The sequence below is a fragment of the Moorena sp. SIO1F2 genome, from assembly GCF_010672755.1.
Classification (GTDB): domain Bacteria; phylum Cyanobacteriota; class Cyanobacteriia; order Cyanobacteriales; family Coleofasciculaceae; genus Moorena.
The window spans coordinates 1-22281 of the sequence record NZ_JAAHFV010000011.1; the positions used below are offsets into that span (position 1 = coordinate 1).

Annotated in this window: 18 protein-coding genes, 1 tRNA gene and 1 pseudogene; 12 read left to right on the top strand and 8 right to left on the bottom strand. The window is 45.1% G+C overall.

Annotated features, from left to right (window positions below; all coding sequences use genetic code 11):
* A pseudogene (locus F6J94_RS02975) lies at positions 1-195 on the bottom strand (hypothetical protein); the annotation flags it as partial.
* Between the two features lie 31 nt (positions 196-226).
* Here F6J94_RS02975 and F6J94_RS02980 point away from each other — a divergent pair.
* Complete coding sequence (locus F6J94_RS02980; protein ID WP_293020135.1) at positions 227-358, top strand: hypothetical protein; 132 nt, start codon at positions 227-229, stop codon at positions 356-358.
* Between the two features lie 9 nt (positions 359-367).
* Here F6J94_RS02980 and F6J94_RS02985 read toward each other — a convergent pair whose 3' ends face one another.
* Complete coding sequence (locus F6J94_RS02985) at positions 368-973, bottom strand: hypothetical protein (RefSeq protein WP_293036733.1); 606 nt, start codon at positions 971-973, stop codon at positions 368-370.
* 411 nt (positions 974-1384) lie between these two features.
* Here F6J94_RS02985 and psb28 point away from each other — a divergent pair, with 411 nt between their 5' ends.
* A complete protein-coding gene (psb28, locus tag F6J94_RS02990) occupies positions 1385-1771 on the top strand; it encodes a photosystem II reaction center protein Psb28 (RefSeq protein WP_293036735.1) in 387 nt (128 codons plus the stop codon).
* A 102-nt stretch (positions 1772-1873) separates the two neighbouring features.
* Positions 1874-2788 carry a TIGR01777 family oxidoreductase gene (locus F6J94_RS02995; protein WP_293036737.1) on the top strand — a complete coding sequence of 305 codons (915 nt, stop codon included), beginning with the start codon at positions 1874-1876 and terminating at the stop codon, positions 2786-2788.
* A gap of 75 nt (positions 2789-2863) precedes the next feature.
* On the opposite strand, the gene murA is transcribed toward F6J94_RS02995, so the two are convergent.
* Complete coding sequence (gene murA, locus F6J94_RS03000; protein WP_293036739.1) at positions 2864-4261, bottom strand: UDP-N-acetylglucosamine 1-carboxyvinyltransferase; 1398 nt, start codon at positions 4259-4261, stop codon at positions 2864-2866.
* Between the two features lie 320 nt (positions 4262-4581).
* Here murA and F6J94_RS03005 point away from each other — a divergent pair.
* The 8 genes from F6J94_RS03005 (at position 4582) to F6J94_RS03040 (ending at position 11540) form a co-directional block, all read left to right on the top strand.
* A tRNA-Leu gene (locus tag F6J94_RS03005) sits at positions 4582-4665 on the top strand.
* Positions 4666-4682: 17 nt separating this feature from the next.
* A complete protein-coding gene (locus tag F6J94_RS03010; protein ID WP_293036741.1) occupies positions 4683-5462 on the top strand; it encodes an RNA methyltransferase in 780 nt (259 codons plus the stop codon).
* A 255-nt stretch (positions 5463-5717) separates the two neighbouring features.
* Positions 5718-5870: a hypothetical protein gene (locus F6J94_RS03015; protein WP_293036743.1), complete on the top strand. Its 153-nt coding sequence runs from the start codon at positions 5718-5720 to the stop codon at positions 5868-5870.
* 23 nt (positions 5871-5893) lie between these two features.
* Complete coding sequence (gene lpdA, locus F6J94_RS03020) at positions 5894-7324, top strand: dihydrolipoyl dehydrogenase (RefSeq protein WP_293036745.1); 1431 nt, start codon at positions 5894-5896, stop codon at positions 7322-7324.
* A 100-nt stretch (positions 7325-7424) separates the two neighbouring features.
* Positions 7425-8315: an indole-3-glycerol phosphate synthase TrpC gene (trpC, locus tag F6J94_RS03025; RefSeq protein WP_366510656.1), complete on the top strand. Its 891-nt coding sequence runs from the start codon at positions 7425-7427 to the stop codon at positions 8313-8315.
* 66 nt (positions 8316-8381) lie between these two features.
* Complete coding sequence (locus tag F6J94_RS03030) at positions 8382-8666, top strand: DUF5340 domain-containing protein (RefSeq protein ID WP_293020122.1); 285 nt, start codon at positions 8382-8384, stop codon at positions 8664-8666.
* Positions 8667-9070: 404 nt separating this feature from the next.
* The gene (locus F6J94_RS03035; RefSeq protein WP_293036750.1) at positions 9071-10225 is read left to right on the top strand and encodes an alanine--glyoxylate aminotransferase family protein; all 1155 of its coding nucleotides are present in this window, start codon (positions 9071-9073) and stop codon (positions 10223-10225) included.
* Positions 10226-10760: 535 nt separating this feature from the next.
* Positions 10761-11540, top strand: a complete 780-nt coding sequence (locus F6J94_RS03040; protein WP_293036752.1) for a WecB/TagA/CpsF family glycosyltransferase — start codon at positions 10761-10763, stop codon at positions 11538-11540.
* A gap of 98 nt (positions 11541-11638) precedes the next feature.
* Here F6J94_RS03040 and F6J94_RS03045 read toward each other — a convergent pair whose 3' ends face one another.
* On the bottom strand, positions 11639-11830 hold the full coding sequence (locus tag F6J94_RS03045) for a hypothetical protein (RefSeq protein ID WP_293020117.1): 192 nt from the start codon (positions 11828-11830) through the stop codon (positions 11639-11641).
* A gap of 58 nt (positions 11831-11888) precedes the next feature.
* On the opposite strand from F6J94_RS03045, the gene ftsE reads away from it, so the two are divergent.
* On the top strand, positions 11889-12560 hold the full coding sequence (ftsE, locus tag F6J94_RS03050; protein ID WP_293036754.1) for a cell division ATP-binding protein FtsE: 672 nt from the start codon (positions 11889-11891) through the stop codon (positions 12558-12560).
* A gap of 20 nt (positions 12561-12580) precedes the next feature.
* On the opposite strand, the gene F6J94_RS03055 is transcribed toward ftsE, so the two are convergent.
* The 4 genes from F6J94_RS03055 to F6J94_RS03070 all read right to left on the bottom strand — a co-directional run bounded on the left by F6J94_RS03055 (position 12581) and on the right by F6J94_RS03070 (position 22006).
* Complete coding sequence (locus F6J94_RS03055; RefSeq protein ID WP_293036756.1) at positions 12581-17833, bottom strand: PAS domain S-box protein; 5253 nt, start codon at positions 17831-17833, stop codon at positions 12581-12583.
* 238 nt (positions 17834-18071) lie between these two features.
* The gene (locus F6J94_RS03060) at positions 18072-19625 is read right to left on the bottom strand and encodes a B12-binding domain-containing radical SAM protein (RefSeq protein ID WP_293036758.1); all 1554 of its coding nucleotides are present in this window, start codon (positions 19623-19625) and stop codon (positions 18072-18074) included.
* 416 nt (positions 19626-20041) lie between these two features.
* Complete coding sequence (locus F6J94_RS03065) at positions 20042-20875, bottom strand: hypothetical protein (protein ID WP_293036760.1); 834 nt, start codon at positions 20873-20875, stop codon at positions 20042-20044.
* Between the two features lie 318 nt (positions 20876-21193).
* Entirely contained in the window at positions 21194-22006 is an 813-nt protein-coding gene (locus F6J94_RS03070; protein WP_293036762.1) for a hypothetical protein, read from the bottom strand.
* Positions 22007-22281 lie beyond the last annotated feature (275 nt).

Here is a 22281-nt window from a genome sequence, read left to right on the forward strand (position 1 = left end):
TATAAAGGGAGTAGGGAGTAGGGAGTAGGGAGTAGGGAGTAGGGAGTAGGGAGTAGGGAGTAGGGGAAAGAGTGTGGGGAGTGTGGGTAGAGAGGATACTGAAGAAGTAATTTTCGATAATTGGGTATAGTTAAAGACATTGTATTGATGCAGTCGATCATCGATATCTGATGATATTATCGCCTCCTTAATCAAAACTCGTTGATCATACTTTTAAATAAAAGTAATGGTTGAGAGCAAGGATAAATTTAAACTAAAAATTGCGATCAGCGCGTTTTTCATACTTATATTCCTATTCTCTATTCCCGATTCCCGATTCCCGATTCCCGACTCCCTAATTAAAAACCACTATAATTAATTAACCGTTTCAATTCATAATCCCCACTAAAATTTCCAGCAACTCGGTTAGCTCTTCTGGGACGAGGTAGCGCTTGGGGTCTTGTTGTATAGAACGTTCTTGGCGATTAAAAGTACCGAAACGCCAGTCTTCTCCGGTGGTAACAATGCCATACAAAATTCTCTGGTCAGACTGGAGCCACTGATCAAGGGCAACCAACTCCACCGCCAGTTGAGTGAAGCCCCGTACCAGATCAGATTGTTTGGCTTCTATCACAATCACGTTATGGTTAGCAATATAATAATCTAAGGTTCCCCGCAGGTGTTCGCTAACGGCGATGGAATATTCAATGTAAATGCGGTGATTAGTTAGATCGACTACTTCAAACAGAATTGGTGCGATCAGGGCTTCCCGACGGGCAGTTTCGTTGATCAGCTCAATGCGCTTGCGGTTACGCTCGATTTGGTGCAGCAGGGGTTCAATAGCAGCAGTGAAGGGTTGACGAGGTAGATCGATATGCGATCGCACAAAGGTACAGTCAAATTCAGCCAAGATATCTTCTAGGGTAAAGGGAAGGTCAAAATATTGGCTAAAGCTGTAAGGTTGTCCAGTTTTAAGAATGCGGCGGCGGTTCATTTGTGGTTAGTCTTCCTTGGTTTTGAGGAAATTCGGAGCAGGGACTTAATAGCAATAGTAAAGAAAGCTACTTTTTTATGTTATGATAAATTACCAAAATTGCTCATAAACTTTTTATCAAAAATATACCTATATTTTATCCTTAAATATCCTCAATTAACTGGAAATAATAGCAAAAATAATTGCTTAGCAAAAGTGTTGTAAATCATAGGAAGTAAATCCAAAAAATACCAATTAAAGTAGGCTGAGCAAAGTCATCTAATCTAGTTCCCTACTCTCTACTCCCCACTCCCTACTCCCCACTCCCCACTCCCTACTCCCTACTCCCTACTCCCTGTTACCTATAAAAATAATTTTGTCAACCCCTCCCAAGGCGATATACTAAAATTTAACGATGTTTTTATATTTCAAATGAACTCCTCAACACCATCCATCCAATTCTTTGACGGTATTTATGAACAGCTGAGTGACGTCAGCCTCAGAAAAAACCGAAGCTCAGGAGCCCGCATCGTCTTAATGACCTTTGAAAGCTTAAAGGCTATTGAACAATTCAACAGTTATAGAAACCGATTTTCTCAATCAATGGTCTTAACAGACGAAGAAGGGGTCATTAATATGACTCCATCCTCAATAAAATTTCGCTTCGGTGGTCCAGAAGGAGATGAGCTAGCAGGAGTGGAGTGTAAAGTTGAAATTGATCAAGACGACCATTGGGAACGCTTCATGCGCTTCATGAATCGGTACGCTGAAGCCAACGGCATGGCTTACGGTGAAAGCAAACCACCAACTGAAGGATAATTACCCATCCTACACATTTCCCCCGGTCTTTGGGTTCCGTCCCAGGTTAACCTAAGCCATAAGTGTGCTATCAGACACGATATCAAGTATCAAGGATGAAGTATGAAAGTCGCAATTACTGGAGCAACAGGATTTGTCGGTAGCCGCTTAGTCGAGCGTCTACAAGAAGAAGGACATCAACCCTTAATCTTAACCCGTGACTCAGCTAAAGCTAAGGCGAAATTTCCCAATATAGAAACTATTACCTACACTCCCACCGAATCAGGGGATTGGCAAAATGCGATCGCAGGCTGTGATGGTGTAGTCAATTTAGCCGGAGCCCCCATTGCTGAAGAGCGCTGGACAGCAGCCCGTAAGCAAGAAATCCTCAATAGCCGCCAATTAGGTACCCAAAAAATAGTGGAAGCGATCGCTCTTGCTGACCCTAAACCCACGGTATTAGTAAACGCTTCTGCCATTGGTTACTACGGCACTAGTGAAACAGTAACCTTTGATGAAACAAGTCCTGCTGGAGACGACTTTCTGGCAGAGGTTTGTCAAGCCTGGGAAGGGGAAGCCCAGAAAGTCAAAGAAGCTGATGTACGACTAGTGATTCTGCGCCTCGGTATAGTTTTGGGCAATGGCGGTGCCTTAGCCAAAATGATACCCCCCTTTCAAATGTTTGCTGGAGGGCCAATCGGTACCGGTCGCCAATGGTTTTCTTGGATTCACCGAGACGATGTAGTGAACTTAATCATAGCTGCCCTAACCAGACCAGACATGGAAGGGATTTTTAATGCCACAGCCCCCAATCCTGTCTTGATGTCCGAACTATGTAACGCCATTGGAGAGGTTCTCAATCGTCCCTCCTGGTTACCAGTTCCCAGTGTTGCCCTAGAAGCCCTGCTGGGAGAAGGAGCCACAGTAGTCTTGGAAGGTCAACAGGTGCTACCCAAACGAACCACTAGTTATGGATGGGAATATCAGTATTCCACAGTAAAGCAAGCTCTAGTAGAGATATTGAAAACTGAAAATTGAAAATTGAAAATTGATCAGAATTAACAATTAACAATTAACAATTTCTCAATGACTAATGACTAATGACTATAACTACTAAGGTGTTGCAGTCATGGCATTAGTGGGAGTCGGAGGAAGTTCCTCTTCCTCTATCTGAGCCGGAACCCGTTCTACTCTAGCACCAAGTTGTCGGAGTTTACCCTCCAAATCGTCATAACCCCGGTCTAAATGACGGAGTCCCTGAATCGTAGTTATTCCTTCTGCCCCTAACCCAGCGACCACAAGTGCAGCAGATGCTCGTAAATCCGTACCCACTACTGGTGCTCCCGACAACATTGGCACACCTCGGATAATCGCATTATTCCCTTTAACCCGGATATCCGCCCCCATACGATTCAATTCGGCAACATGACGCAGCCGATTTTCAAAAACCGTTTCGCTAACCACACAGTTTCCTTCACTCAGAGCCAGCAAGGCCGTAAACTGGGCTTGCATATCCGTAGGAAATCCAGGATAAGGCAAAGTTTCAATATCCGTTGCCCTTAGTTTATTGGGAATAATTCGTAAGCGATTGGGTTCTTCCACCATCACCTCACTACCAATTGCCCGTAGCTTAGCAATCACAGCAGTTAAATGTTCCGGTATTACTGGGTAAAGGCTCAGTTCAGAGTGGGTAATTGCCCCAGCTACCAAGAAAGTGCCAGCCTCAATCCGGTCAGGAATAATCGGGTAATCCACCGAATGTAAACTAGAAACCCCAGAGATACTAATAGTTTTAGTACCAGCACCACTAATTTGAGCTCCCATTGCTCGGCAGAAATTCGCCAAATCCACCACTTCTGGCTCTTGAGCAGCATTTTCAAGGGTGGTTTCCCCTTCTGCCAGAGTGGCTGCCATCAGCAGAGTTTCCGTTGCGCCGACACTGGGGTAATCCAGGTAGATTTTTGCCCCCTTTAGCTTGTTGTTACCTGTTCCTTTCACATAAGCATTGACAATCCCATGCTCAATATGAACCTGAGCGCCCATCGCTTGTAGACCCCTGACATGGAGGTCTACAGGTCTAGCACCAATCGCACAGCCACCAGGCAGTGGTATCCGTGCCACTCCCAATCGCGCTAGCATCGGACCGAGGATAAAAAAGCTAGCTCGCAGCTGGCTAACCAACTCATAGGGAGCTTTTGATTGTCCGATATGGCTGACATCTAAATCTAAGATGTCACCACTGCGTTTGAGCTTCACTCCCACAGCAGCAAGAATCTGGCTCATCCGCTCGATATCTACTAGGGAAGGCACATTACGCAGTCGGCAATCTTGAGAACACAGTAAAGCCCCTGCCATAATTGCCAAGGCAGAATTTTTAGCTCCACTAATTTTTACCTGTCCGTGGAGAGACGCTCTACCCCAAATCTTGAGAACCGATTCGTTTTCCTGGGACAGAGATTGGGGATTTATCGGGCTTTGAGAGTGATTAATGGGTCTATCCTCCAAAATCATTGCAATTTCTGGCGAAATGTTAAATTTGGTTTTGATTTTACCTGAAAGTTTTTAAATGTCTAGTTTTCCACGTATCTTGATCGAATGTCAGGTTTTCCACTATACTCAGTAGTTGGCAATGTAAACCGGGAAATTTGCAGGCGTTGCGGCTATCGACAAGTTTCTTGTCCAAAATCCCAGTAAATGCTGTATACTAAAAAACCGGTGAGCTAATAGAGCAAACCCTATAGCAACCCTAAGTTTAATCCTCAACCGTGACAGTTCTGAATCAGAACTGACCACTATCGGAATCACCAAAGATTGCTATAGCGCCAACAAACGCGGAACTGGCGGAATTGGTAGACGCGCTAGATTCAGGTTCTAGTGTTCGCAAGGACTTCCGGGTTCAAGTCCCGGGTTCCGCATAATTAGCCAGACTTGTATGCTGACAAGCACTAAGAATCCCCTAGTCAAGGAAATTCGGAAGCTGCACAGAGTAAAAGGACGTCGGCAGCAAGACCTATTTCTGTTGGAGGGAACCAACCTGTTGGCAGAAGCCTGTGCGGTAGATTATCCCCTAGTCACCCTCTGCTATACACCAGAATGGCTTGAAGCTCATCCACAACTATCCCAAGATGCTTCGGTTCGGTCCCAAAGAGTGGAAGTGGTAAGTCAGTCTGTACTAAAAGCGATCGCTACTACAGTTGAGCCAGATGGAGTGATAGCCACAGCAACCCGTCTTCCCCTTTCCCCGAAACCCCTCAATTCCCTCTCCCTAGGGCTAGCCCTAGAAACTATACAAGACCCAGGAAATCTTGGAACAATCATTAGAACTGCGGTAGCCGCTGGTGCAGAAGGATTGTGGCTCAGTTCCGATAGTGTAGAGCTAGATAATCCTAAAGTGTTGCGAGCCTCAGTCGGTCAGTGGTTCCGTCTGCCCATAGCAGTTACCCCGGATTTGCCCACCCTCGTAGCTCAAGCTCAAGCTCAAGGCATACAAGTAGTGGCCACAGTACCAGATGCTAAGGTCAGTTACTGGGACATAGATTGGCGCTGTCCTAGCTTAATACTCCTGGGCAATGAAGCAGCTGGACTTAGAGAAGACTTAGTAAACACCGCAGATCAGCAAGTTAAGATTCCCCTGATGCCAGGGGTAGAATCATTAAACGTAGCGATTGCTGCTGCCTTGATGTTGTACGAAGCTAAACGGCAGCGTTTCTGAATTAATCAGCAACATCTGGCGTTGCTTAATAATGGAATGTTTTTAAGAGTTTTCTGGAATGGGCATCTTGCGTGGAATGGGCATCTTGCGTGGAACTGGCATCTTGCGTAGAACTGGCATCTTGCGTAGAACTGGCATCTTGCCAGTTTCCTCCTTATTTTCGAGCGGGCAGGATGCCCACTCTACTCTTATTCATTCCTAAATTCAGCAACGCCCTTAATCTAGGGATCCTAAAGGAATGAATTGTGATAATTTTTGATGCCATATTCCCTGTTCCCTGTTCCCTGCTCCCTGTTCCCTGTTCCCAATGCTCTGCTAGATACTTCATACTTCACCCTCCCAATCTTAATGGTTGAGCACTTGCAATCCTGGATTGGTCAAGTTGAAAATAATAAGGACGAAGCATAGCCAATGTAACTCAGGAGATAGATGTGAGTCAAGACTTTGATTACGATTTATTGATTATCGGTGCTGGTGTGGGGGGTCATGGTGCTGCCTTACACGCAGTTAGCTGTGGTCTGAAAACCGCTATTATTGAAGCCGCTGACATGGGCGGAACTTGTGTCAACCGGGGCTGCATCCCTTCTAAAGCTCTATTAGCCGCATCAGGTAGAGTGCGAGAGCTACAGGACGCTCATCATCTCAATGCCCTTGGGATTAAAGTAGCAGGGGTTGAGTTTGACCGAAATGCGATCGCAAATCATGCCAGCAATCTAGTCAGTAAAATTCGTGGTGACCTGACCAACAGCCTAAAACGCCTGGGTGTGGATATTATCAAAGGCTGGGGTAAAGTAGCTGCACCTCAAAAAGTAACCGTTGCTACAGACAATGGCGAAAAAACTATCACTGGCAAAGATATTATGATATCCGCTGGTTCAATTCCCTTTGTACCCCCAGGAATTGAGATTGATGGCAAAACCGTGTTTACCAGCGATGACGCCATAAAACTAGAATGGCTGCCAGATTGGGTAGCAATCGTGGGCAGTGGTTACATTGGTCTAGAGTTTGCTGATGTCTACACAGCACTAGGGTCTGAAATCACCATGATCGAAGCCCTAGATGACCTGATGCCAACCTTTGACCCTGATATTGCCAAACTAGCCACACGCATCCTGATCAAACCTCGGGACATTGAAACTCACACTGGGGTGCTAGCGATGAAAGTAACTCCCGGTTCCCCGGTAGTAATTGAACTAGCAGATACCAAAACCAAGGAAGTAGTCGATGTGCTCGAAGTCGATGCTTGCCTGGTCGCTACAGGTCGGATTCCCGCCACCAAAGACCTAGGACTAGATGCCGTAGGAGTGGAAACAGACCGGCGCGGTTTTATTCCCGTAGATGACACCATGGCAGTACTTTCAGCAGGGGAACCCGTGCCCCATCTTTGGGCAATTGGTGATGCCACTGGGAAAATGATGTTAGCCCATGCCGCATCCGCTCAAGGTATTGTCGCAGTAGAGAATATCTGTGGACGTCAGCGCACCATAGACTACCGCAGCATACCCGCAGCCGCCTTTACCCATCCAGAAATCAGCTACGTCGGCCTAAGCGAACCACAAGCCAAAAAATTGGCCTCCGAAGAAGGCTTTGAAGTATCCATTGTAAAATCATACTTTAAGGGGAATTCTAAAGCGATCGCAGAAGGAGAAGCAGATGGGGTAGCGAAAGTAATCTACCGTAAAGATACCGGGGAAGTCCTAGGAGTCCACATCCTAGGTATCCACGCCTCCGACTTAATTCACGAAGCCTCAAATGCGATCGCAAACAGACAATCGGTCAACTCCCTCGCCTACTTAGTCCATGCTCACCCCACTCTGTCAGAAGTACTCGACGAAGCTTACAAACGAGCTGTAACTCATTAGTCAAAATCCTTTGTTAATTGCTAATTAACAAAGGATTTTGGAACTGACGCACTGAGAAACTGACGCACTGAGGGACTGACGCACTCACTATATAAAACTACTGATGCAAATTCGCCGACGCCCACCTAATCCAGCAGTTAAAATCCAAACCCTGCACTATCAAGTTGCACTACCAGACGATAAACCCCACCATATTCTCGAAGAAATTGTCTGGCACAAAGAGAAAGAAATTGACCAGATGCGGGAAAGTCTGCCCCTAGTGGAGTTGCGTAAGCGAGTACAAACAGCACCACCCCCCCGAGACTTTCTAGCAGCCCTAAAATCAGGAAAGACTAGCCCTGCCCTGATTGCAGAAATCAAAAAAGCATCTCCTAGCAAAGGGGTTATTCGAGAAGATTTTGACCCAGTAGCCATTGCTCAGTCATACAGCCAGGGTGGTGCTAGTGCGATCTCAGTGCTGACAGATCAAAAATTCTTTCAGGGTAGTTGGGAAAACCTGGCAAAAGTTCGTGCTGCTGTAGACCTGCCTTTGCTGTGTAAGGAGTTCATCATCTATCCCTACCAAATGTACATGGCTCGTAGTCACGGAGCAGATGCAGTTTTACTAATTGCAGCCATCCTTTCCGATCAAGACCTGCAATACTTTATCAAAATTGCTAAGACTCTGTCGATCACCCCCTTGATCGAAGTCCATACCCAATCTGAATTAGATCGAGTATTATCTCTCGATGGAGTTACCCTAGTAGGTATAAACAATCGTAACTTGGAAGATTTTTCCGTCGATTTACAAACAACCTGTCAATTACTAGCAGCAAGGGCTAACCAACTACTCGAACGTGGCATTCTGGTAGTCAGTGAATCAGGGCTTCATACCAACGCTCACCTTGATCAGGTAGCATCTGCCGGAGCCACAGCCGTCCTCATTGGTGAGTCATTGGTAAAACAGCCAGACCCAGCAGTTGCTATTGCCAGCTTGTTTAGCCATCAGTGACCCATAGCCCAAAAAAATAGTCAATTTTGATGGCAGACTCCGACTCACCGAGGTACAGCAAATTTCATGGATCCAATTCCCCTTCCATCTTATATTCACTACGAACTGCTGCTCCAACTGCTAGAGCGCCAAACCGCATTTGCTACCAGTCAAAACCCCCAATTGCGAGAGCAGGTTCATGAATTGATCAGTACTCTGCGTAAAGCCCTAGCTCAACAGAAGCAATTAGAACAAAGCTGTCAGCGAGCCAACTTGCCAATGGAGTATCGCTGGTCTCTCAACAGCGTCAAATTGGATGCCCATGACTCAAAAAATGGTTTACCGGATTCAGCAGGAAGACTTCCTAATTAAATTGTCAACTTCATAAATAAAAAACTAAGAAATTTAGTCACAGTATCCAGTTTGAGCCAATATATTTTGAGATTGTTACCTACTCCTGAGGAGCGTCACTCCCACTGTCGGCATCAATAACACATGCTCGCTATGGCTCCGAACTAAAGAGTGTCCTAACTTCAGGATGTCAATATACAAAGACTTTAAGGCAAGTTTAAATCTAGCGTGGCTGGGTCAGTCTTCGTGTAAGCATGGGTGGGGATAACCGCTCCCATGGTCCGGTGGTGAAACGCCAAAGTAACCGCTAAATTAACCTTGAATTTCCGGTTTTGTCCGGTAACATCCAAGACTTAATCGGTCAGTTCAGAGTAACTAACCAATCATCAGATCACAACAACCCTAGATACCAAGACTAACTACAGATGGAAGACAAGCTCAAACTAATGATTCCTGGCCCGACGCCAGTACCAGAACAAGTATTACTGGCCATGGCCAAACACCCGATCGGACACCGTAGTCCCGAATTTAGCGAAATCATGGCAGAGGTCAATGAAAACCTCAAATGGCTACACCAGACCAAAAATGATGTCTTGACTGTAACCGCTAGCGGTACCGGAGTCATGGAAGCTGGCATTATTAACTTCCTCAGTGCAGGCGATCGCGTTTTAGTTGGTTCTAATGGTAAATTTGGCGACCGTTGGGGCAAAATCAGTACTGCTTTTGGTCTGGAAGTGGACACCATTACCGCCGAGTGGGGTAAGCCCCTAGATCCGGAGCAGTTTCGTGAAAAGCTAGAAGCTGATACCGAAAAGCAAATCAAAGCCGTAATCGTTACCCACTCTGAAACCTCTACTGGCGTTCTTAACGACTTAGAAACCATAAATCGTTACGTCAAAGACCACGGCGAAGCCCTAATTATTGTTGATGCCGTTACCAGCCTCGGAGCAGTCAATGTACCCATTGATGACTGGGGTCTCGATGTAGTAGGCTCTGGTTCCCAGAAGGGATACATGATTCCCCCAGGACTCGGATTTGTCAGTGTTAGTCCTAAAGCTTGGGAAGCCTACAAAACTGCTACCCTGCCCAAGTTTTACCTAGATTTAGGGACTTACAAGAAATCTACTGCTAAAAACAGCAATCCCTTTACCCCGCCAGTGAACCTAGTTATTGCCCTACAAGCTTCACTGGGCATGATGAAAAGAGAAGGGTTAGAATCAATATTTTCCCGTCACCAGCTTCTGATGCAAGCAACCCGCGCCGCCGTCAAAGCCCTATCATTACCTTTGTTTGGTTCTGATGAGTATGCTAGCCCAGCCGCAACGGCAGTGATTCCCACATCAGTAGAGTCCGAACAAATCCGTTCTGTGATGAAAAAACGCTATAACATTGCTCTAGCTGGGGGACAAGACCACTATAAGGGAAAAATATTCCGCATTGGTCACTTAGGTTTTGTCTGTGAGCAAGATATTCTTGCTGTCATTGGTGCTCTCGAAGCCACCCTTCAGGAATTAGGACACCCATCCATGACACCAGGAGCAGGTATTGCTGCTGCTGCTAGTGTCTTTGCTAACAACTGATTAACAGTTGACGGTTGACGATTGATAGTTGACGGTTGACTTTGCTCTGGGCTAAATGGTCAACCGTCAACTCCTAATAGTGTTTTTAATTTTCAATCAAACTTGCCCCAACTAACTTCGCTGTTCACGTAGTGTCGGCTTAGCCGAGGATGGGGGAATAAGTCCTAATAGAGTTCAACACCACCATCAAATCCCAATTCCCAATTCCGACCCAATCACATACCCAATTCCCAACCCAACAACATACCCAATTCCCAAGTTTTCCTGATCAGTGCCAAATCCTGAGGAGTTAATTAAAGAAGTTTTGCCTCTGCCATAACAGATCATCCTAAATAACCGCCCAAATCTGTCATCCCCTTACTAGGAAAAAAGATTGGAATTGAGCAAAATATTTTTAAATCTCAAAGCCATGCCCAGTAAAGCTTTTAGCATAAGTTAAATGCCAATTCCCCGAACAAGTTCCCAAGAGCCGAAGGGTTTAAGTGGTCTTACGTAGAATAAAATACATGGGTGATGTGAGGGTATGCAAAAGCCAATGTTTGAAACAGCTGAACAATTTCCTGTCTTGGGGTTACCCGTTCACCTTTTAGAGAACTACAGTCAATTCTTAGACGATCGTCTCACCAAAGGTCTAGGTAGTCATGTGGTAACTCTAAATGCCGAAATGGCAATCCAGGGAGAGCGCAACCTTGAGCTAGCTGCCGTTATCAAGCAGGCAGAATTGGTGATTCCTGATGGGGCAGGTATTATATTTTACTTACGACTTCACGGTAAAAAAAAGCAGCGCTGTCCAGGAATTGAACTAGCTGAGTCTTTACTGGTCAAGGCTGGACAATACGGAGAATCTTGCCCAGTATTTTTCTATGGGGCAGCCCCTCATGTAGTCCAAAAAACAGCTAGGGTTTGGCAGAAGAGAGTTCCAAAATTAGCGATCGCTGGAATTAGTGATGGCTACCTCAGTGCAGAAGCAGAGGAAGACTTAAAGCTCACCTTAAAAGAACAACAGCCTAAAATCATACTAGTCGGCTTAGGTGTACCACGTCAAGAATTTTGGATTGCCCAGAATCGCCACCTGTGTCCCCAATCCACTTGGATTGGTGTTGGTGGTAGCTTTGATATCTGGTCAGGGGCTAAAACCCGTGCGCCAGCCTGGTTCCGGAAGAATAATCTCGAATGGTTATATCGGTTGTATCAAGAACCCCACCGTTGGCGGCGAATGATGGTTCTGCCTCAGTTTGCTCTCAAAGCTTTAGGTCAAAGAATGATGGTTCTGCCTCAGTTTGCTCTCAAAGCCTTAGGTCAAAGATTGGCATAACCTAATCCCTAATCAATAGACCTGAATCAATACACCTGACAACATGAGTATTGTCGAGTATTATCTTGATGCGATCGCATAAGCGCGGAAGCTTTGCTTCATCGCCTTTGGCGATTGGCCGTAGGCCACGCTACGCGAACGCTCGTTGGGGAGCGGCTGTGTGCTAAGGCTTGCCTCAGCACCTTCTCAGCCTCGTGGAATACCAGTCCCTCATCTGACTCCCCATTTCCCCATTTCCCCATCTCCCCATCTCCCCATCTCCCCATCTCCCCATCTCCCCATCTCCCCATCTCCCCATCTCCCCATCTCCCCATCTCCCCACACTTCCCTATCTTTCCCTAATCCCTAATGACCCAGAAAGCGATAATCAAATTACAAGGAGTGACAACAACCTATCCCAACAACCGAGGTTTGTTTAACGTCAATCTAGAAGTCAAGTCAGGAGACTTTTTATTTATCACAGGGCCTTCTGGTGCTGGTAAATCCACATTGCTAAAGTTACTCTATGGTGAACAGCGTCCCACCCAAGGGAAAGTATTTGTGGATCAAATCAATGTTGGGCAATTACGAGGCGATCGCTTGTCATTCCTACGCCGTCGCCTAGGGATTGTTTTTCAGGACTACAAACTAATTCCCAAGCGAACTGTGTCAGAGAATATCGCTTTTGTTCTGTGGGCACAGAGTTTCACTCGCAAAGAAATTAAGCGACGCCTAACACCAACCCTTAAATTAGTGGGTTTGCAAGACAAAGCCAACTGTTTTCCAGAGCAACTTTCAGGAGGAGAACAACAACGGGTAAGTCTAGCTCGTGCCATTGTTAGTACACCGCCCTTGATATTAGCTGATGAGCCAACAGGTAACCTCGATCCCGACAATTCGTGGCAGGTATTAAACATTCTCAGGAAACTTAATCACCTAGGCACTACAGTTATTGTCACAACTCATAATGAAAACTTAGTCAGAATCTCCAATCAGCCAGTAGTACAGCTGCGCGAAGGTCGTTTATATTCGCCTTTTTAGAGGCAATAGTTTACGAAAAATCAAACATTATGGGTGAGCACTGGGCTCAAGGATTGTTGTTGAATTTTCTTAGCACTCTCGGTCAGTCCTGCTCTGACTTTTTGGTATTCAGACTCAAGCTGGGCAAAAATTTCCGCTGCTCCAGTGATAGTGTCCGACCTCCCCAGACTTTCCAGTTTCTGACACAGTTTGGAGAGATTTATCCCCCCTAGGGTAGCGCTACTAGACTTTAATGTGTGAGCCGCAATTTCCATGGCTTTTGGATCTTCTTCAATAATTGCTTGAGCCATGTTTTTTACTAACCTCGGAGTATCTTTTAAGTAAATTTCAATCAAACCAAGCAAGCATTCCGCCCCCCCTTTTCCGATACTGTCGAGCAAGGATTGCAAAACCGAAAAGTCAACAGCTTGATCAGCTACTACTGGCTTGGTAAGTTCACGATGGTGCCGACCTTGACTCAAGGCACGGACTAACTCTGGTACCTGGATCGGCTTACTAATGTAATCATCCATTCCTGCACTCAGGCACATTTGTCGATCCCCTTCCATGGCATTAGCAGTCATGGCAATAATCCAGGGGCGTGAATGAGCTGGCCATTGTTCACAAATCCGTTGCGTCGCAGTTAAGCCATCCATTTCCGGCATCTGGACATCCATCAAAACCAGGTCATAGGGCTGACGACTAAGAGCTTGGAGTACTTCTAATCCATTACCCGCGACATCAGCCCGGTACCCCATCCGTTTCAACAATTGCAGGGCTAACTGCTGGTTAACGATATTATCTTCAGCCAACAAAATCCGCAAAGGATGCTTTTGCGCCATTTCGGTGTCAAGTTTTAGGTGTTGAGCAGGTGTGCGCTTAATCTTGATCGGCTGTCCGCTCATCACCTGGGTCAAAACATCGTAAAGCTGAGATTGCTTAATAGGCTTGTTTAAAACAGCTGCAATATCTAGCTGACTCTGATGATGCTTTGTATCTGATTGACTCATTGAGCTGAGCATTACCAAGGGCAAGGCTTGACCCTCAGACTGCTGGCGGATTTTCGTTGCTAGGGTAAAACCATCCATCTCAGGCATAAACCCATCCAGAATGGCAATGTCAAATTTATCCCCCTGACTGAGCCAATCGAGAGCTTCTCTACCTGATGCTGCTGTCTGGGTAAACATACCCCAAGACTTGGCTTGCTCGGAGATAATCGTGCGGTTGGTCGCACTATCATCCACAATCAGCAGCCGCTTTCCTTCTAACAATGGCTGAGATACTGGCAGGTTAGGTTCCTCGAGCGGATCAGGCTGTTTAGCCAATACAGTGAAATAAAATTTAGAGCCTTGACCAACTTGACTCTCTACCCAAATCTTGCCACCCATCATGGTGGTGAGCCGTTGACAAATGGCCAGACCAAGACCTGTGCCTCCATATTGGCGAGATGTGGAGGAATCCACCTGAGAGAAGGACTGGAACAGGCGGTCGATCCGATCCTCAGGAATGCCGATGCCAGTATCCTTGACCACAAATTGGATTTCGTAGATTGAAGATTGGGTGGAAGGAGGACAAAATCTGGTGGTGTTAGGGTTGCGGGAAGAAATCTGGGGCTGAGGCGGTAAAAATACTCTGGTGTTGTCTCTCGTATTGTTCTGTGTTCCGTTCGCTCCCCTGACCCCGTTAATATAGCCGTTAATATAGCCCGTCTGGTCAAATCCTCCTTGTAGAGTGTAGTAGTTTCCATTGGGTAGAGTAGGGAAACTCAAAGAGTAATGTTTTCCGTAGTCAGAACCAGACGCCAACGGGTAGGAGTGGCTAGCAGTAATGCTTTGTTCTGTTTCTTTGCTATCAACCGATTCCCCTATGCTAAGTTCTCGGGCAGTTACAGAAACTAACACTTCCCCGATATGGGTAAATTTAATCGCATTCCCCAACAAATTGACTAGAATTTGGCGCAGCCGAGTCACATCTCCCACAATCATGGGTGGAGTGTTGGGATGGAATAGATAGGCTAACTCCAATTTTTTCTCAGCTGCTTTTGCCGCCAACAAATCTAGGGATTCCTCAATGCAAGTGATCAAATTAAACGGTTGTTCTTCTAACTCCAGCTTTCCAGACTCAATTTTGGAAAAATCCAAAATATCATTAATGATGGTGAGTAAACTATCCCCACTATTGCGGATCGTTTCCACAAAGTCTCTTTGTTGGGAGGTTAGGTCTGTATCCAGTAGCAAACCCGTCATGCCAATCACAGCATTCATAGGAGTGCGGATTTCATGGCTCATGGTTGCCAGAAATTCGCTTTTTGCCTGAGTGGCCGCTTCGGCAGTTCTTCTAGCTTGCTCTAGGGCAAAATTTTGCTCAGTCAATTGCTCTCGTTGGCGGGTTTCTTGCTCAAGCAGGTGAGCCTGAGCAATAGCAATCCCTACTTGGTCAGCCACGGCTTCGAGTAACTCAATTTCATCCAGACTCCACTGACGAAATTCATCACACTGATGTATTCCAATCACACCATTCGGTTCCCCCTGATAGGAAGTACGAATTACCAACATGGATTTGACTCCAATCTGCCGACATATTGGGATCATCGGTTTCAGAAGGGGGTCTTCGTAAACATTAGGGGAACTGATGGCTCGGTCTTGGACTAACAACTGCTCTAAATAAGGATTCCCCAGAATCGGAATTTCTAAATCCAGTATGGATAGATAACCCTTTTCTAAATACTCAGCAACTGTAGGAATGCGAGGATAGGGTTGGGAAACATAGGTATGAATGGTGCAACGATTGACCTGAAACACTTGACCAATTTGTGTGGCGGTGGTCTGAAAAATTTGTTTAGTTTTTAAACTTTGGCGGATTTCTTGGGTCACCTGTTTGAGTAGCATTACACGAGTCAGTTGCTGGTGTAATGCTTGCTCGGCTTGCTTTTGCTCAGATATATCAATCGATACACTTAATACCGCTGGCATGTGGGAAATTGCTAAGGAGAAGGGAATTTTGGTAGTTTGGATGATACGCTTTTCTCCATCGGGATAGATGATCGTCTCTTCTGGAAGGTGTGTCGGTTCTCCACTTTCCAATACCTGCAAATCCGCCTCTCTAAACTCGAAGGATTTTAGGAACGATTGAGCAAAATCTTCGTCCCGATGGTATAGTAACTCATCTACTGTCGTACCATAAGCTTCCGCAACTGCTTTGTTGGCTAGAAAAAACTCTCCATCTCGGTTCTTGGCGTAAATGAAATGAGGCACTAAATCAATAACTTGACGCAGTTGTTTTTCACTTTCTTTCAGATGTGACTCGGTTAATTTACGATTTGTAATATCTTGGATAGTGCCAGAAGTCCCTGTGATACTATTGTCAGGATCTAGGGTTAATTGGGCATGAATTTCGAGCCAGCCTGAGCCCCCATCCTTGGTAATATACCTTAGTTCCTGCTGATAATACTCCTGTTTGTGGGTAATTAGGGATTGAAACAGTTCTATGTTAGTTTGACGATCATCAGGATGGAGATAATCAATAAAGTTAGTACCAATGCTATCTGCTACAGAAAAGCCCGTCATTTCTGTCCAAGTTGGATTGAGAAAGGTCAACACCCCAAGCCCATCGGTTTGGAAAATAACCTCTTGCACATTTTCCACCACTGACCGATACTGCTCCTCTCTCTCCAGCAAGGCCAGTTCAACTCGCTTGCGTTCGGTAATGTCTTCAACAGAGCCTTCGTAGTAGAGCAAATTTCCATTAGTGTCTCGGACAGGGCGCACATTTTCCAAAATCGAGATTACACTACCATCTTTGCGATAAGCCTGAGCCTCAATGGATGATACAGCACCATTTTCCGCGATTCTGTTAGTAAACTCGTTACGAGCCTCAGTGTCCAGATAAATTTGTTTTGAGACGTTCGTAATCGACTCCACTAGTTCTTCTGGGGAAGAATAGCCATAGATTCGCGCTAAGGCTGGATTGGCACTAATAAAGCGCCCATCGGGTGTAATCTGATAGATGCCCTCTACTGAATTCTCAAAAATGCTACGGTAATTCGCTTCAGCTTGCCGCAGCGCTTCCTCGGCTCGCTTGCGATTGGTGATATCACTAAAGGTACAAATGACTTGCTCTACTAACCCATCCACCCCCACCTGGGGATCTGCATTCACTAGTAACCATACCCAATCTTTAGTCGCTTGATTGTGGACACCCATAACCACATTTCTTACCAGTTTATGGGTGCTAATTGCCTGTTGGATAGGACGACTTTCAGTAGGGAATGGAGTGGTGTCTTCGTGAATGATAGTCCAATCCGAACCAAAAGGACTTTTATCCAACAATTCACTTTCGGTGAAGCCCAGTATATCCAGAGCCGCTTGATTAAAGAGCATGAATTCGGTTTTTGCCTCGAATAGCAATACCCCGACCTGCATTTCTCGAATCACGGTTCGGAATAGCCTTTCGCTCTCTTGCAATGCTTCTTGTCTAAGAGCTTGCAGTGCTTTACTCGTTTTCTGCTCGTAATATGAGGCAAGTAAGGTGAGGCTGAAGATGATTAGGTTAGTTATCCCGATTGTGCTTGTTACTACCGAAGTATTTAATGTTGGAGAAAACCCAGTGTCTAATGGTGGAGTAACGGGGAACTTGGCTGCCATCATGGTTGTATAGTGTACAGAGGTAATGGCTAATCCCAGGATCACTGCCCAGCAAAGCTTCCACCAATTAAGGACTTTTCTAGTTCCTACCCCCAAATCAAAGGATAGCCACAAGATGAAAAAGGATGTCAAGCTGGCTATAACAACGGATAGGGCAACTAAAAGGAGGTTGTAGTGAATCAGCCTTGGTATTCCCATGGCAGCGATCAGCAGGTAGGGTACGGATGCGATCGCTAATCCCATTACCACACTGCCCACCATTAAATGTCTGAGGTTGGTGATGCGGCTGACACTATAGAGTACGGCACCAGATATTAGCACTGCTACCCAGTAAGAAAGCAGTACCATCGGCATATCATAAGTGATGGGGATTGGGAACCGGAATGCTAGCATTCCCAAAAAGTGTATTGACCAAATCCCAACTCCCATGATCATTGCCCCACCAATCAGCCAACCTTTACGGTTACTCTTTTGTGAGGTTTTTACTTGTCTAGCTAGAATGAGCACCGTATAGGTCACAATCGAGGCGATAGCAATGGATAGAACAACTAACTGTAGGTCATAGGTACCACTCATTGCTCTATCTGTATCGCTAATTGGGACAGTTTCTATGAGAAAATTGAGCCAGACCAAAACCATTGAGTAGGGCATACCGAGATCTTATCTCCCAGACCCTCTAGGGGTCTTGTTGATATATTTAGACGCGAAAATTGTCTTGTAATTCTGAATAGATGTCTTGACTTTACACAATTTTGATAAATTANTCTTTTAAGGGAAAAGGCATGCAAAAGGGAATAGCGATACAACGCTACTCCCTATTCCCTTTTGCATGCCTTTTCCCTTAAAAGGATAACTAATTTCCCTAAAAAGTTGCTGATAATTGCTAGATTTATATTAATTCTTTATCCATCAACTTAGGATTAGTATCAACTAACTGTCTTTCAATTTCATCCCGGACAATTTGACGATATTCAAGAAAGTGTTCGTTGTGAGCGCATAGAGTAAGGTAATGTTCCCACACACCTGGATTATGCCTGAAAATACCAAATAAATGATGCCAGAATTTCCAGCGAGTACTGCGCTTAAACCCTTGCCGCCAAATTACAGTCCCCAGAGCTTTCAAATCTACTAAATCCGGCATTTTGAATGGGGCTTTGCATTTAGGGGGGCCAAGCTTTAAAAAACATTGATAGGCACGGTCTATATAGCGCTCAGGTTCGTATAGCGTCCAGAATGCTTCGATGTATTCTTGAGCAATCTCCTCAATGGGACGAGTAGGAACAAAGTTCATTAGGGTGGTTTGATTGATATCTTTTTTTGTGTTATCTCGCAAACGCCCTTCTTTTTCTAAACGATTCCATAGAGCAGTATTGGGTAACGCTTGTAACATACCAAACATGGCTGTAGGGATAGCAGCCTGTTCAACAAAACTAATAATACGGGAACCGGCTCCTTGTTTCTCTCCATCAAAACCAATAATAAACCCTGCCATTGGTCGTAATCCCGCACGGATTATTTTATCTACATCATCCGTTAGAGAGCTGCGAGTGTTTTGGAATTTTTTGGTTAGTTTAAGGCTTTCTTCGTCCGGTGTTTCAATTCCTAAAAAGACAGCATCAAAGTTAGACTCTACCATCAAGTCCATCAATTCTGAATCCGCAGCTAGGTCTACAGATGCCTCAGTATTAAATCGGAAGGGATAGTGATGGTCTTTTTGCCATACTTTTAGCTCTTTCAGAAGTAGTTTAACGTTACGCTTATTCCCAATAAAGTTGTCATCCACCATAAAGATACCACGCCGCCAGCCTAATTCATAGAGATAATCCAATTCCTTGAGAAGCTGGGCTGGTTCCTTTGTTCTAGATTTGCGGCCATAGAGAACAATGATGTCACAGAACTCGCACTGAAAAGGACATCCCCGCGAAAACTGTACTGACATTGAATCATAGGCATCAAGCTCTAACAAATCATAGCGGGGAATCGGGGTTTGAGTGACATCGGGTTTCTCTGTAGTGCGAAACGTTCCACTAGTTTCCCCTCGCTTTAAAGCTTCTACAAACATAGGTAGGGTGATTTCTCCTTCATCTAGGATTAGAAAATCCACCCCTGCCTTCTTTGCTTCTTCGGGTAAAGAGGTAGGATAAGGTCCCCCAAATGCCACTAATTTACCACGTCGTTTGGCTTCCTTAATTTGGTTTAGGGCATCGGTTTTTTGGACAATCATCGCTGAGATTATCACCAGCTCTGCCCATTCAAATTCTGCTTCGGTTACGTCTCGGATATTGCGGTCAACCAGTTTAAATTCCCAGTCTTGAGGTAATAATGCAGCAACAGTAATTAGACCTAAGGGTGGCAATAAAACTTTGCGATTAACTAATTCAAGGATTTTGTCATAAGACCAAAACGTTTTGGGAAATAAGGGATACAGTAATAAAACTCGCATTTAGAGAAATCCTCACACACATGGCCATAGAGCCTATAGCGATCTTACATCTTAATTAAGTAAGCTATCAGCTATCAGCCATCAGCTATCAGTCATTAGCTATCAGCTATCAGTCATCAGCTATCAGTTATCAGCTATAAGCTATCAGCTATCAGCTATCAGCTTATGCGCTACGGGCACGCGTGCGCGTTCAGCTTATGGGTTAGGTCACAGGCTAGAAGCCTGTGCCACGCTACTAGATCGGTGTTTTTGAATAAAATGACCATGATAGCTGACCACTGACTGCTGACTGCTGACCGCTGACCTAGGGTTTTAATTACGGGTGCAATTATTCACTACACCCCAGACCAAGTAACAAGGTCGGTCCCGACACCCTTAGGAGCTAAAAAGGCTGCTTGTTACCCCCTGAGGTTCACTTACTTACTCTGGTTAGTCTGCTGGTAAGTCTGCCAAGAAAGTTTTACGATTGCCAGATTCCGCCATAAAGTGCTTCTGCGGTTTCGGTTAGAGCGATTCTGGTCAAAGCGGTTGATGTATGTGAGGATGCGATCGCATTCTTTGCTGCTAACTATACTACAAGCCTGGCTCAGTAAACTATCTACTGAAGTAGTTCTACCCTTAGGAGTATACCAATTTGACGCCCATTTGGCATCCTGACCGTTGGGATAATCCCAATCTGACCCCGATTTGGCAGTCTTTCCGTCGGGATAATAATACCAATGTGACCATTTGAGCTGCTGACCGTTGGGATAATACCAATTTGACGCCCATTTGGCTGTTTCGCCATTTGGCCAGTATAACGAAGACCTCTGACCTTGCCTAGAACGTTTACAGGTAACTTGCTGTAAACCTCTAATTGTACTCACAAACTTTCTTCCCTTTTCTGTCATGCTGGCTAGTTCGGCCATGACGGTCAGGTCGAAGCAATCTTGAGAAGAATTTAGTAGTGACTCAATACTTGATGAACGTCTATTACGTCGATTACGTTGATTACTCTGTCTACTTGATGAACGTCGGTTACTCTGTCTACAGTATTTATATTCTAGGGTAGCCAGATTATCGCTATCTAAATTTTCGCGAATCGCCAAGCGACGGACAGCACGAATCTCGCTACATTGATTAGATTTAGAGGTAGCGCTGTCTTGGGGTTTTTCCTCATAAGCGCCTACTGGTGCAGATAGGTTATTGGTTCCTAAGCCAATAGTACATAGGGTTAAGAGTGATAATAACACTCGAATCGGATATTTCATGGAGATGAATCTTCCTCAACATATCAATAGTCTGAACAGCCAAGATTATCAAAGACCCTGACTTCTCACTGACTACTACAGACGTTGGATGATATCAAAAGTTTCACCATTGAAATAATCTTGGTCGCGATTCAATTTTAAGGATTGAGCTGTCAGTTATTAGCTATCAAAAGTTATGTTTAGGGACTTATAGCAGTTCTCAATAAATCTAGTCTAGGGTTTTAAGTAGGTGGGCTTAATTATTCAGTAAACCCTACACCCAGTGGCTAGGAACTCAAACCCTTAGGAGCTAAAAAGCTGCTTGTTACCCCCTGAGGCTTAATCAGCTACTCTAGTCAGCCTGTCAAGAATTTGCATGATTGACAAATCCCGCAAGAAATTGTCTCTGCTCTCGGTTTCATAGCGGTTCGGGTCATAGCGGTTCAGGCTATAGCTGTTCCGGTCAGAGCGGTTGATGTGTGTGAGGATGCGATCGCATTCTGTGGTGCCAACTATACTACAACCCTGGCTCAGTAAACTATCCACTGAAGTAGTCCTACCCTTAGGGGTATACCAACGTGACCCCAATTGGGCAGTCTGACCGTTAGGATACTTCCACGAACCTGATGACCCGAATTTGGCAGTCTTTCCGTTGGGATACTTCCATTGTGACCCGACTTTAGCAGTCGTTCCGTTAGTATACTTCCATTTTGACCCGAATTTGGCAGTCGTTCCGTTGGGATACTTCCATTTTGACCCTGATTTGGCAGTTTCCCCATTTGGCCACTCTAACGAAGACCTCTGACCTTGGCTAGGACCATTGCATATAACTTGCTGTAAACTTTCAATCGTACCCAAAAAGCTTCTTCCCTCTTGTGTCATGCTGGCTAGTTTTGCCATGACAGTCAGGTCGAAGCAATCTTGAGAGGAATTTCGTGGTGACTGAATACTTGATGAACGTCGGTTACTCTGTCCACAGTACTTATATTCTAGGGTAGCCAGATTATCGCTATCTAAGTTTTCGCTAATCGCCAAGCGACGCACAGCACGAATCTGGCCACATCGATTCGATTGAGCAGATACGTTATCGGTTCCTAAGCCAATAGTACATAGGGTTAAGAGTGATAATAACACTCGCATCGGATATTTCATGGAGATCAATCTTCCTCAACACATCAATAGTCTGAACAGCTAGGATGATCAAATGCCCTAGCTTCTGGCTGACTACTACAGACGTTATATGATATCAAAAGTTTCAGCGGCGAAATAATCTTGATCGCGATGCCAAGGTAAGCATGGAGCTGTCATAAAATGCTGTTGCATAAAAAATTACCAAAAGCCTGAGAAGTATATAGCTATGTGTCCAACAGTGAACTTTTGGGAGAGGTCAAGGTACTAAGTATGATGCTGGAATAAAGTGTTAATTC